This window comes from Paraburkholderia suaedae (assembly GCF_040812055.1).
Taxonomy (GTDB): Bacteria; Pseudomonadota; Gammaproteobacteria; order Burkholderiales; family Burkholderiaceae; genus Paraburkholderia.
Window position 1 is genome coordinate 175,833 of record NZ_JBFOAH010000008.1, and the last position, 13,321, is coordinate 189,153.

Below are 13,321 nucleotides of genomic sequence, written 5' to 3' on the forward strand. Positions count from 1 at the left end.
CTGGGTCTTCATGCATCGGGCGTGCGGCGGCCCTACCCGCTGCGCCGCGCGCTCGCGCTACAGCATGTCAATCATTCCGCACGCAAAACGATGGTTGCGAGCGGCGGCAATGTCAGCGAAGCGGAATGCGGCCAGCCGTGGCTCGGCATCTCGTCGGTATGAATCAGCCCGCCGTTGCCCATATTCGAGCCGCCGTACGCGCTGGCGTCCGTGTTCAGCACTTCCGCCCAGCGTCCGCTGGCCGGCATGCCGATCCGGTAGCCGAGGCGCGGCACCGGCGTCATGTTGCAGACCACGACCAGCTCACGGCCCGCGCCGTCGGTGCGCCGATAGGCGAACACGCTGTTGACGTTGTCGTCGCCGATCAGCCAGTCGAAGCCGCCCGGCTCGCTGTCGAGCAGATACAGCGCAGGCTCCTTGCAGTAGAGATGGTTCAGGTCGCGCACGAGCAGTTGCACGCCATGATGATGCGGATCGTCGAGCAGATGCCAATGCGGCGAAGCGTCGTGATTGAATTCCGCCATCTGTCCGAATTCACCGCCCATGAACAGCAGCTTCTTGCCGGGATGCGTCCACATGAAGCCGAAGTACGCGCGCAGATTCGCAAACCGCTGCCATCTGTCGCCGGGCATCTTGCCGAGCAGCGAGCCTTTGCCGTGCACCACTTCATCGTGCGAGAGAGGCAGCACGAAGCGCTCCGAATACGCGTACACCATGCCGAACGTCATATTGTGGTGATGGTACTGGCGATAAACCGGATCTTCGTGCATGTAATGCAGCGTGTCGTGCATCCAGCCCATGTTCCATTTGAACTGGAAGCCGAGGCCGCCGTCTTCGACGCGTGCCGTCACTCCTGGCCACGCGGTCGATTCCTCGGCGATGGTGATCGCACCTGGCACGCCCGGCACGTAGCCGACTTCGTGATTGAGGCGCTTCAGAAATGCAATGGATTCGAGATTCTCGCGGCCGCCGTAAATGTTCGGCACCCACTCACCGGCCGCTCGCGAATAGTCGCGATACAACATCGACGCGACCGCATCCACGCGCAAGCCGTCGGCGTGATAACGCTTGAGCCACGCGAGGCCCGATGCGACCAGGAACGCGCTTACCTCGTTGCGGCCGAGGTTGTAGATCATCGTGTTCCAGTCCTGGTGATAGCCTTCGCGCGGGTCGGCGTGCTCGTAGAGCGGCGTGCCGTCGAAGTCGATCAGACCATGCACGTCGTTCGGAAAATGCGCGGGTACCCAGTCGAGAATCACGCCGATTCCGGCCTCGTGCGCCCGATTGACGAAGCGCGCGAACTGCTCGGGCTTGCCGAAGCGCGCGGACGGCGCGAATTGCCCGAGCGGCTGATAACCCCACGAGCCGCCGAACGGATGTTCCGCGATCGGCATGAACTCGACGTGCGTGAAGCCCATGCTCGTCACGTAGGGCAGCAGGCGCTCGGCGAGTTCGTCCCAGTCGAGGCCGCGCTGACCTTCTTCGGCGATGCGCAGCCATGATTCGGCATGCACTTCGTAGATGGAGATCGGCGCGCGCGCGGTCTGCCTGTCGGCGCGCGACTGAATCCAGTCGTGATCGGTCCACGGAAACTGCTCGATCTCGTCGACATGCGCGACCACCGACGCGGTGCCCGGCGGCTTTTCCGTCTGCATCGCGCAGGGATCGGCCTTCAGCGGCAGCGGGTGGCCGTCGCGCGAGAGAAGCTCGTATTTGTACCGCGTGCCCGGCCCGACGCGCGGCACGAACAGCTCCCACACGCCGGCCTCGTGACGCAGCCGCATCGGATGACGGCGGCCGTCCCACGCGTTGAAGTCGCCCACCACCGACACGCGCCGCGCATTGGGCGCCCACACGGCAAAGCGCACGCCGGGCACGCCGTCCACTTGCATCGGACGCGCGCCGAGGCATTCGAGCACCGCGTAGGGATCGCCGTGCGCGAGGCGGCTGAGCGGTTCTGCGCCGAGAACAGGGCCGAATGAGTAGGTGTCCTCAATTTCCTGCACCACACCATGCCAATCGATCCGCAAGCGATACGGCGCCCCCGACGTGACGCGGCCGGCGAACAGCCCGGGGCGCAACTGCTGAAGCTCGCCGACCGTGGTGCCGTCGGCGCGCGAAATCACGGTGACATGCGCGGCGTTGGGCAACAGCGCGCGCACCACCGGGCCCGCGTCCGTCCAATGCAGCCCGAGCTGCGAGAACGGGTCGGGGTGGTGCGCTTCGACGAGCGCGTCGATGTCGAGCGGTTGGAGGCCAGCGGCCGGATCATGCTCACTCATGGTCGCCCTCGGCCGCATTAGGCGGGGTGGCGGCGCGTGGCGCCTGGGTTGATGAATCGTGCTGCGCCGGGGCGCCGGTGTCGCCCAGCAAGCGGCTCGTGAGCGCGGCGAGGCCGCGCACCGGCAAGCTGAGCCACGTTGGACGGTTGGCCGCTTCGTAGCGGATCTCGTAGGCGGCCTTCTCGATCAGGAACAGGTCGAGCAGCGCCTGTTCCGCTTCGGGCGACACCAGCGGCGTCGGCGCCTGCGCGACGGCCGCGCGGTACTGGGCGACGAAAGCTTCGGTGGCATGCGCGCGGAAGCGGTCGAAAAACGTCCGCTTGCGGTCGGCGGTGATCTGCGGCGCGCTTTCCATCGTGGATTGCGCGGCCGCGCTTGCATACGACAACGAACGCATCAAGCCGGCCACGTCGCGCAGCGGGCTCGACTTCTGCCGACGCTCTTCGAGCGAGCGCGCCGGCTCGCCTTCGAAGTCGATCAGGAACGCGTCGCCTTGCGCGACCAGCACCTGGCCCAGGTGGAAGTCGCCGTGAATGCGAATGCGCATGGCGCCGGCGTCGGCCGGGACCAGCTGCTCCACTGCGGCGACGAGCGCCGCGCGCCGGTCGATCAGGCTTTGCGCCAACGCCTTGATGTCCGGATCGCTCATCTGTTCGATGCGCGGCGCGAGCACGTCGAGCGCGGCGGCGAGCATCGACTGCGTGCCGTCGACCCACGCTTTCAGGTGGCTCGCGTCGGCCGGCTCTGGCGCGAACGACGGATCGTCGGTCGGCGACGCAAGCGCCACATGCAGTTCGCCGAGCCGCTTGCCGATGATGCCCGCGAGCTCGCTGTAGCCCTCCATCAGAATGGTTTCCTTGTCGCGGTCCGGCGCCGTCGCGGTTTCCGGATCGATCGCAATCGCGAGTTCGTCCACCGAGCGGCGCAGGTGATCGAGCGACCAGTTCCACGCGTCACCCTGGTTATCGATAAAGCCTTGCAGGATCGCGAGCGTATGCGGCACGCCTTCTGGATCGACGCGCACCACTTCGCCGTATAGCGGCGCGGTGTTCGCGTAGCCGAGCTGGGTCAGATAGCGGCTGATTTCCGCTTCCGGATGAATGCCGCTGACCAGCCGTCGCACCAGCTTGAGCACAGCGGCGTCCGCGATGATCAGCGAGCTGTTGCTCTGCTCGGCCGCGAGCCAGCGAATCTCCGGCCGCTCGCCGAGGTTGTCCAGTTCGGAGAAACGCTCGGTGGGCAAAAATTTGATTTCGCTCTTCTGCACGGTCGGCACGACCGCGCGTTCGCGCAGCTTGCGCAACACGTTGTGCGCGAAGATCGGCAGCGCGAACGCATCCGTCAGATGGCCGACATTGCGGCCGCGCCGCACCCGCGCCAACGCGAGTTGCATGAAGAGGGGCGTGGTGGTTTCCCCGCCCCAGGTGATCGCGATCGGCACTACGTAGCGTTCGGTGTGGTTGCCCACGTCTGCTTCGATTTCGGTGAATGCAAAGCCGCCGTTCGGAATCGTGGTCAACGCGGCGAGCCGCACCGCGTGCATCTTTTGATCCTTCGAGGCAAACCAGCGGCGCCGGCTCAGCCATGAAGGCAGCACTTCCGATTCGAGCAGGCGCACGTTTTCCGGCGTCGGGCCGCTTTGCCCTTCGCGGATCACGATCGTGACGAATTCGGGCAACGGCTCCGAGTGCGGCTGCGCCCAGGCGGGACGCTGACCGCTCTGGCACAGCATGAACCACAGGAAGCCGTACGGCGGGAACGTCAGCAGATAAGTCAGTTGGCCGATCGCCGGGAACACGGAGTCGGCGGTCATTTCGACCGGCACCGCGCCATTGAACTCGGACAGGTCGAGTTCGACCGCTTGCGGCGCGCGCGACAGATTCGCCACGCAGAGAATCGGCGGCTGGTCCGGCATCTCCCGCAGATACGCGAGGATCTTGCGGTTCTCCGGTTTCAGGAAGCGAATCGTGCCGCGCCCGAAGGTCTGCTTCGCGCGACGCGTGGCGAGCATGCGCCGGGTCCAGTTCAGCAGCGAATGCGGATCGCGGCTTTGCGCTTCGACGTTGACCGCGTCGAAGCCGTACAGCGAACCCATCACCGGCGGCAGCACGAGTTGCTCGGGGTCGGCGCGCGAGAAACCGCCGTTGCGGTCGGACGACCACTGCATGGGTGTGCGTACGCCGTCGCGGTCGCCAAGGTGGATGTTGTCGCCCATGCCGAGTTCGTCGCCGTAATAGATCACGGGCGTGCCGGGCATGGATAAAAGCAGCGAATTGATCAGCTCGATGCGGCGGCGGTCGCGTTCCATGAGCGGCGCGAGGCGTCGGCGAATGCCGAGATTCAGCCGGGCGCGCCGATCGCTCGCATAGGTGTTCCACAGATAGTCGCGCTCGGAATCGGTGACCATCTCCAGCGTCAGCTCGTCGTGGTTGCGCAGGAAAATCGCCCACTGGTTCGACTCCGCGAGGTCCGGCGTTTGCCGCATGATGTCGGTGATCGGAAAGCGGTCCTCGCTCGCGATCGACATGTAGATGCGCGGCATCAGCGGGAAGTGGAACGCCATGTGGCATTCGTCCTCGTCGCCGAAATACTCTTTCACGTCTTCCGGCCACTGGTTCGCTTCGGCGAGCAGCATCCGGTTCGGATACTCGGCGTCGATGGTCGCGCGGATCTTCTTTAGCACCGCGTGCGTTTCCGGCAGATTCTCGTTGTTCGTGCCTTCGCGTTCGACCAGATACGGCACCGCGTCGAGCCGCAGACCGTCGATCCCCAGGTCGAGCCAGAAGCGCATCACTTGCAGCACCTCTTTAAGCACCGACGGGTTGTCGAAGTTCAGATCGGGCTGATGCGAATAGAACCGGTGCCAGTAATAAGCGCCCGCAACCGGATCGTGCGTCCAGTTCGACGGTTCGGAGTCGATGAAGATGATCCGCGTTTCCGGATACTTCTTATCGGTATCGGACCACACATAATAGTTGCGATGGTTCGAACCCGGCTTTGCCCGGCGCGCGCGCTGGAACCACGGGTGCTGGTCCGACGTGTGGTTGATCACCAGCTCGGTGATTACGCGGATGCCGCGCGCATGCGCTTCCTGAATGAAGCGTTTGACGTCCGAGATCTGACCGTAGTCCGGATGCACGTTGCGATAGTCGGCAATGTCGTAGCCGTCGTCGCGCCGTGGCGACGGATAGAACGGCAACAGCCAGATCGCGTTCACGCCGAGTTCGGCGATGTAGTCGAGCTTCGCGATCAGGCCGGGAAAGTCGCCTACCCCGTCGTTGTTGGCATCGAAGAACGACTTGATGTGCACCTGATAGATGATGGCGTCTTTGTACCAGAGCGGATCGTCGCTCAGGGCCGCCGGCTTGCCGCGCCGCCGCGAGCGTGGGTTGGCCGCGCTGCTCGTCACTATGCCCGCTTGTCCCGGCGACGTGGTTTGGGCTGTATCGTCGCGCTTCATATTGCACCTTCGGTTGGGGTTGGGTTGCCAGCGTCCGCCTGATCGGCGCTGTCGGAATCGTTGTCGGCCTCAGCGGGGCGTTCGGCGGGCAGGCCGCCGAGCGGCGCGATGCTGCAGATCGAGAACGGCTGGCCCGACCCGAGCCGCACATGCTGCCGGCGGCCGTGCCATTCGAAGCGCGCGCCCGTCATCTGGTCGGTCACTTCCAGCGCGCCATGATCGTGCAGATGCCAGCATTGGAACGTGTGCCACGACAGTTCGATATCCGCGCCCTGCTCGTTGAACGGATCGAGGTTGATCGCGACGACGATCACGTTGTCGCGCGCCTCCGTCGCCTTCTCGAACACGAGGATGTGGTCGTTGTGCGCGGTCAGGAAAGTCAGCCCGAGATGCGTTTGCAGCGCCGGGTTCGCACGGCGAATCCGGTTCAAGGCCGTGATCTCGCCGACGATGTTGCCCGGCCGGTTCCAGTCCCACGCGCGCAACTGATACTTCTCGGAATTCAGATATTCCTCGCTGTTGGGCAGCGCGGCGGCCTCGCAGAGTTCAAAACCGCTATACACGCCCCACAACCCCGCCAGCGTCGAAGCGAGCGCCGCGCGAATCAGAAAGCCCGTACGTCCCTGCGATTGCAGATGACGTGGATTGATGTCCGGCGTATTGACGAAGAAATTCGGCCGGTAGAAGTCGCGCGCACCGGTTTGTGTGAGCTCGTTCATGTACTCGATCAAATCGCGCTTCGACTCGCGCCACGTGAAGTAAGTGTACGACTGTGAGAAGCCGATCTTGCCGAGCCGGTTCATCATGCGCGGACGTGTGAACGCTTCGGCGAGGAAGAGGGTGTCGGGATAGCGCGCACGCACGTCGGCCATCATCCATTCCCAGAACGGCAGCGGCTTGGTGTGCGGGTTGTCGACACGAAAAATGCGTACGCCGGCTTCGATCCAGAACAGGATCACGTCGCGCAGCGCGAGCCACAGGTCGGGCTTCGCGTCGTGCGCATAGAAGTCGGGATTGACGATGTCCTGGTACTTCTTCGGCGGATTCTCCGCGTAACGCAAGGTGCCGTCGGGCCGCCATGCGAACCATGTCGGATGCTCCTTCAGCCAGGGGTGATCCGGCGAGCACTGGATCGCGAAGTCGAGCGCGATTTCGAGGCCGTACGCATGTGCGGCGGCGAGCATCGCCTTGAAGTCGTCGAGCGTGCCCAGTTGCGGATGCACGGCGGTGTGGCCGCCCTCGGCCGCGCCGATCGCATACGGACTGCCCACGTCGCCGGGCTGTGCGTTCAGCGTGTTGTTGCGGCCTTTGCGATTGGCGAGGCCGATGGGGTGGATCGGCGGGAAATACAGCACGTCGAAGCCCATATCGCGGATGCGTGGCAGCTTCGTGGTCACGTCCGCGAAGGTGCCGTGGCGCGTTTCGTCGTCGCTCATCGAACGCGGGAATATCTCGTACCAGCTTGCGAAACGCGCGGCGGCGCGGTCCGCGTCGATCTTGTAGATCACCGGGTCGCGGCTCAGGAACGGCCGGTGGCGCGCGGCGGTCATCGCCTTCGCGGTGCCCGGCGCGAGAATCAGCGCGAGCCTCTCGGCGGCGTCGGCCTTCGCGAACTGCTTGACGATGTGTTCCAGCGGCTCCTTCTGCGCGCCTTCGGTCGTCTCCACTTCGGCGAGCACCAGCGCGAACAGATGTGCGGCTTCCTCCAGTTCGAGTTCGACGGTCTGCCCTGCCTTCAGCTTTTTCTCGATATGCTCGACGAGCGATGCAAAGTCGTCGCGCCACGCGATCACGCTGAACTCATGACGGCCGAGCCGTTCGAGCGGAATGCGCGCTGTCCAGATGTCGAGTCCGGCAGGCTGCGCGGGGCGCATCAGCGCTTCGTGCCAGGCGGTTTCGTCGGCGGCGCGCCAGATCACGGCGGCGGCGATCTTATCGTGACCTTCGGCAAAAATCGCGGCGCTGATTTCGGCGCGCTCGCCCACCGAGCGCTTCGCCGCGAAGCGGCCGTTGTCGACCGAGGGCATCACGCTTTCGATCGCCACGCGCGGCGCGTTGAGCGCCTCGAGCACGGTCCTGCGGCCACTGCGCTTGCTGTTGGGCTTGTCGACGGGCGGCGCGAGGCGGATCGGCTTTTCCGTCACCGCGCGCATCAGACGCACCGCGCCAGGCCCGAGCGTGAACGGCGTGAGGCCGGCGGGCACGGCGTGGGCCGGCGCATCCAGCGGCAGGAAGCGCGTGAAGTTGCCCGGCACGCCCGCGAGAAAGCGCGCGGGATCGACGCGCACCGGCGCGCCGAGTTCGGGATTGATCGCGATCAGCACCGCTTCGTCGGCGTCGCGCAGGTCCGGCTGGTCGGCGCGCAGCAGGACGGCGGCGGGGGCGCCGGGCCCGCTCAACGGGCGCAATTCACCATTGGCGTGCAGCGTCCGCGAACGGCGTGCGAGTTCGTTGGCATGGGTGACCCGCTCCGTGAGATTGAACTGCTTTGCCTGCACCGCGAGCGCGAATTGCGACGCGTCGCCGCGCGTTTGCGACATGGGCTCGGCGATGCCGTATTCGAAGCCCATCGGCATCATCCAGCCGGTGCCGAGCGCGACCGACGTGAAGAGCGCGCGCCGGTAAGCCCGTTCGACGATGGCGGCGTCATGTACGTCGGTCAGATCCGCGGCCAGACGCGTGCCGTAGGGCGCTTCCGGAAACGCGATCGGAGCGCCGATGCGCGCAAGCGCGGCATGCTCCTCGATCATCCAGCTCGCGCGAAAGTCCCACCAGCGCACCGACGAGAACACGCTATCGAAGCCCGCGCTCACGAGCCCAGGCAGATCGTCGCGCGCGAGGCCGGGAGTGGCGGCAAGCAGGCGCACCTCGGGATGCTTCGCGCGCAGCGCGTCGCCGAGTTGGCGCCACACGGCGGCTGGCACCCGATGCGGCGAATCGAAGCGGAATCCCCCGACGCCCGCGTCGGCCAACGCGAGCAGCTGCTGCGTCCACCAGCCGGTGAGCGCATCGCGGCTGCCGGCGTCGTTGAAGTTCGCGTACGCGACGTTGTCCTCGCGATGCACATGGCGCGGATCGAGCCGCGCCTCTTCGGACTCGAACGGGTGAAACCAGTCGGCATGCTCGGCGTATAGCGCGCCATCGGCGGCGATCCGGTCGATCACCAGATCGACCAGCAAGGTCAGGCCATGCTGGCGAGCGGCGTTGCAGAGCGTTTGCAGTGCATCCGGCGCGGGTTGCTGCGCCTCGAACACCGGATGCAGCCGGGCGTGATTGCCGACCACCTGTCCGTGGCCCGCCTGTCCCGGCTCGAACAGGCCGCCGATCAGCGCGTGATCGAAGCCCAGCGCGGCCGCATGAGCGAACTGCGCAGGCCAGGCATCGAGCGGCCCCACCAGCAGTGAATGAAAAAAGTAAATCCGCGGCGCATACCCGTTTGGAGGTTCCATCGATGGTTTCCAGATTCGTCCTGCTGCGTGTGGATGCAGTTGGCATGCGATCACAGCGCTCATTGGGCTTCCAGAGCCGGCTACCGCGAGCAGCGTCAGCGAGGGCGCGTACTGGTCAATGTAGTGCAAAGATCGTCACGCCGCTGGCCAGTCGACGGTGCTTTGGCGCCAGACTCCCGCAGCCCTGGCCGGGCACAGCTATCGGGGAGCGGCAGCAAGCGTTGTGCCAGGCGGTGCCTGCAGCGAATCGAAAGGGAGGGCGAACGAACGTGTTGAGGCCAAAGCGCGCCGGACGTGAACCGGTAGCCCGGTGCGATCAGGCAGGGCTTGCGTGTAAAACGGGCGGGCGTCGCGCGGCTTTTACAACGGCCGTACGTGAAACGGCAGCGTCGCAGCGCAAGGCGACCGCGCGAGCGATCCTCGTACGGTGGGTGGCGTCACGACCCGAGCAGTCCCGCTGCGATGTTCACGCACAAGCCCAGCACGGCGACATTGAAGTAAAACGACAGAATGGACTGCGCGAGCGCGGCGCGGCGAATCGAACGCGAGCGCAATACCACGTCCGAGGTTTGCGAAGCGACCGCGATGGTGAACGAGAAATACAGGAAGTCCCAGTAGTTCGGCTCGAGCCTGTGATCGGGAAACAGCAACGCGGTCTCGGTAGCGTCCGTGTCGAAGTAGAGCCGCGCGTAGTGCTGCGTGAAGATGGTAGGAATCATGAACCATGCGCCGATCAGGGTGAGACCGGTCAACAGGTAATGCCATGCACTCGACGCTCCAGCGGTGCCTTTCGCCGATGCGAGTTCCAGCACGATCGCCGCAATGCTCGCAATGGTCGCGACACAGATCACGAAGAGCACGACGCCCGCGCTTTCATCCTCGCGCCGCGCGGATTCGCGAACCCGGTGTTCGTCGGCGAAGGCCATGTGCACCCAGATCATCAACAGATAGCTCCAGATGGCGGCGTCCCAGCCGATCAGCGCGCGCGCCGTCGCGCTGACATGCCAGGGTACCAGCAGCGTGACCACGATGCCGATCAGGAGGCCAAGCACCGTGCGCGGCCGATTGCGAAGCACTTGCGGGTAGTATTTGGTGAGCATGGGATCGGGCGTGAAAGACAAGTGAGCGGTAGTGTGAGCGGCAACGGTGTGGCGGATTCTACCTTGCTGTTCTGCAACGGCCGCCGCCACGTCGGTGCATGCCGGCGCGGCCGCACCCGCTACGCACGTCGCAATACTCCTCGGAGATGTTGGGTTTGCGGTAAAAGCGTCCCTGAAACCGACCGATTTTGCGTCGTTTTCCGTCGTTTTTGCCAGTCAACACGCCAGGATACGATCGGAACCGCGCATACGTACCGGGCGATGCAGCATTATCATGAGTGAATGGCTTCCGTACTCGTCAACCCCGTCCAGCATCATCCCGCCAATGCGCACGGTCGCGACTTCGTGGTCGGCGATCTGCACGGCTGCGTCGATGCATTGCGCTATCTGCTGAACCTTATCGCGTTCGACCCGCTGTGCGACCGGCTTTTTTCGGTCGGCGATCTGGTCGATCGCGGCGAGCATTCCGAGCAGGCGCTGGCGTTGCTCGACAAGCCCTGGTTCTTCCCCGTGCTCGGCAATCACGAAGACGCGCTGTGCGCGGTCGCCGAAGGGCGATTGCGGCGCGAGTGGTGGTTCGGCATTGGCGGCGCGTGGGCCGTGAACGTGCCCGACGAACGCTTGCAGCATTACGCGGAAGTCTTGCGCACGTTGCCGCTTGCGCGCGTGGTCGGCAGCGGGAAAGGGCGCTTCAATGTTCTGCATGCCGAATTCTTCGGCACAGACGCGGATCTCGATGCGGGAGATTTCTCGTTCGAAACCCGCGAGCGAATGCTCTGGGGACGCGACCTGGCGGTGGGCAACTACGATGCGGCGAGGCAACGCGGGCTTTCGCTGACCTATTGCGGGCATACGCCGATGCGAGACATCACGCAGATCGGTTCGCAAGTGTTCATCGACACAGGCGCGTTCGGCCCCGGTGGCAAACTGACGATCGTGCAGCCCGAGGCGTTGCTGCGCTGGTCGGTTTCGGTCGACGAAGCGCGCGCCGAAGGAGCAGCGGCGCTGGCTTTACCCTGAGCGCGGCTCGCAGCGCCCGTTGCCGCACTGGCGTCGCTCAGCCCACCTGGCTGAGTTCGAACACCATGTCCACGCTTCTGCCATTCCAGTTGTATTCCAGATACGCCGCGTGATGGCAGTCGCGCAGCAACGTGGTGCGGAACGCTGCGAGGCACTCGCCTCCGGTATCGCGCACCGACGGATAGACGATACCCGGCGCACCCGCCTCGCGCACCGCGCGGCCGAGCGATTGACCCGCCACATAATCGTCCGGCGACAGCACGGCGAGGTCGAGCGAAGGGTCGTCGCGCAGATCGACCACCTTGCCTTGCGCGGCCACTGTGTAGAGACGCATTTGCTGGCGGCTCGGCGGCTCGGCGGTCGCTTCCAAAAATTTCCCGGTGTGATAGCGCGTCTCCGCGATCGCGGTGGCGCGCGAGCGGGCGCAATAGAACACGCCGTAAGTGCCGTCTGAAAAGCGGCTGCCAAGCGGATTGAGATGCGTCAGCGCGGCCATGATCGGTCCATAGCCGGGGCCGAAGCGCCGCTCTTCGCGCGGCACCAGGTCGAGTTCGCCGATTTCGGTGCGCAGCCGGTCGTTGGTCATCGCCTCGAGCGCGTACAGCGCGTCAAAGTCTTCGGGCGAAGCGACGCGGTCGAACAGGTTGATGGCCGGGAACCGCGTGGGAATCACACGATACGCGGGCGACCAGTCGAGCGGCGCGGTGCGCCAGCGGTCCTGCCAATGCGGTTGTGTCACGCCCAGCCGCCTCGCATTGCGTCGAGATACTGGCGCACGGCCACGAGGTCGCTGATGTTGCCGGCCAGCATACGGTCCAGCGCACGACGGCCGCCGAACGGCGGCGCGCTGTTGGGGCGCTTGATCCAGGCATCGGCGGCGTGGGGCTGCGGCAGCAGAATCTGCAGCGCCTTGTAGATACCGAGCAGCAGCGACAAGCGTTCAAGCGTGTCGCGCCCGAGCCGCGCTGCCTCGGGCGTCTGCTTCCATTTGAAGAAGGTGGAGCGGCCGGGCGAGCCGAGCAGCACGATCTGCTCGTCGGCGTTCAGGTCCCAGTCATGCGCGATCTTGAAGAACGCGCGCAACCCTGCGGCGGACATTTCGGAAAACGTAGGTTCCGAAATCGGCCGGCGAATCGGCGCTTCAGGCGGGTCGAGGCGGGCAGCGTGAGCCATGAGTGGGTAAGTCCCTATGTGTACTTAAAAATGATGTTAGTCTAAATATGGATTTTTGCAAGAGAATATAATCACGGCTCGTCATGCAGTGGAAGATCGGGAGAAGCAGAAGATGGGCATTCGAGTAGTGGCAGCGGCGTTGGCGGTGTGGTGTGTGTCGGAAGCGGCGATGGCGGCGGGTTATGCGGAAGTGTGGAATCCGCCTGAGGCGAGCAGGCATGTGACGAAGCATGCTGCCAAGAAGCCGGGCGTTGCGACCAAGGCCGAGTCGAAGCACATGGCGAGTGTGCGGCACGGGGCGCCGGCGGTGGAAGCGGCACGCGGCAGCAAATTGGCCGCGCATGGCGGCGTGAAGAAGTTCGCAGGGAAAGGTGGCGCGACGCAGAGCGCCAAGGCGCTGGGTTCAGGCAGGCTCCAAGGGAAGGCCACATTGATGGCGCAGGGCGGCAAGCCGCATGCCCAACTCATCCGAAGCAAGCCGGGGCAAGGCGGGGTTGAGCACGCCAACCTGGTCGTGCCGCGTACGGCTCGTCCGCAAGTCGCAGCGGTGGCGGCGAAGCCGGCGGCGCCCACCGCGAACACTCGGGCGATCACCGCAAACGTTAGCGGGGGGCAGGCTCGCGCAAATACTGATCCGGCAACCGCGAGTAGCGGTTCGTTGCCGCCCATCATCCATTAAAGCTGGCTGGGTTTGCGGCGCGCGTGTCGTGGCGGTGGCCGCGCCGCTGTGCGCCCGGTCCGGAAAATCCGCGCGGACGGTCTTCGGCACCCGACTGTTGATCTTCCGGCAGCGTAGCTTTCTAGCCTGGCGAAAAAGCCGCGCGCACCATCCGTGGA

General features: G+C 65.1%; 8 protein-coding genes. 2 read left to right on the plus strand and 6 right to left on the minus strand.

Annotated elements, in window-relative coordinates:
* Positions 1-71: 71 nt before the first annotated feature.
* The 4 genes from glgB to ABQJ48_RS14175 all read right to left on the minus strand — a co-directional run bounded on the left by glgB (position 72) and on the right by ABQJ48_RS14175 (position 10,291).
* Complete coding sequence (glgB, locus tag ABQJ48_RS14160; protein ID WP_367838632.1) at positions 72-2,282, minus strand: 1,4-alpha-glucan branching protein GlgB; 2,211 nt, start codon at positions 2,280-2,282, stop codon at positions 72-74.
* On the minus strand, positions 2,275-5,742 hold the full coding sequence (treS, locus tag ABQJ48_RS14165; protein WP_367838633.1) for a maltose alpha-D-glucosyltransferase: 3,468 nt from the start codon (positions 5,740-5,742) through the stop codon (positions 2,275-2,277). The genes glgB and treS overlap by 8 nt, the downstream gene beginning before the upstream one ends.
* Positions 5,739-9,191, minus strand: coding sequence for a maltotransferase domain-containing protein (locus ABQJ48_RS14170; protein ID WP_367838634.1), 3,453 nt, complete (start codon positions 9,189-9,191; stop codon positions 5,739-5,741). The genes treS and ABQJ48_RS14170 overlap by 4 nt, the downstream gene beginning before the upstream one ends.
* A gap of 437 nt (positions 9,192-9,628) precedes the next feature.
* Entirely contained in the window at positions 9,629-10,291 is a 663-nt protein-coding gene (locus ABQJ48_RS14175; protein WP_367838635.1) for a DUF1345 domain-containing protein, read from the minus strand.
* A 282-nt stretch (positions 10,292-10,573) separates the two neighbouring features.
* Between ABQJ48_RS14175 and ABQJ48_RS14180 the strand changes: the two genes are divergently transcribed.
* The gene (locus ABQJ48_RS14180; RefSeq protein ID WP_367838636.1) at positions 10,574-11,311 is read left to right on the plus strand and encodes a metallophosphoesterase; all 738 of its coding nucleotides are present in this window, start codon (positions 10,574-10,576) and stop codon (positions 11,309-11,311) included.
* Positions 11,312-11,348: 37 nt separating this feature from the next.
* Here the strand turns inward: ABQJ48_RS14180 and ABQJ48_RS14185 are convergent, their stop codons facing one another.
* Both ABQJ48_RS14185 and ABQJ48_RS14190 read right to left on the minus strand, forming a co-directional pair.
* Entirely contained in the window at positions 11,349-12,050 is a 702-nt protein-coding gene (locus ABQJ48_RS14185; RefSeq protein WP_367838637.1) for an RES family NAD+ phosphorylase, read from the minus strand.
* Complete coding sequence (locus tag ABQJ48_RS14190; protein ID WP_367838638.1) at positions 12,047-12,484, minus strand: MbcA/ParS/Xre antitoxin family protein; 438 nt, start codon at positions 12,482-12,484, stop codon at positions 12,047-12,049. Before ABQJ48_RS14190 ends, ABQJ48_RS14185 begins: the two co-directional genes overlap by 4 nt.
* 112 nt (positions 12,485-12,596) lie before the next feature.
* On the opposite strand from ABQJ48_RS14190, the gene ABQJ48_RS14195 reads away from it, so the two are divergent.
* Positions 12,597-13,163, plus strand: a complete 567-nt coding sequence (locus ABQJ48_RS14195; protein WP_367838639.1) for a hypothetical protein — start codon at positions 12,597-12,599, stop codon at positions 13,161-13,163.
* Positions 13,164-13,321 lie beyond the last annotated feature (158 nt).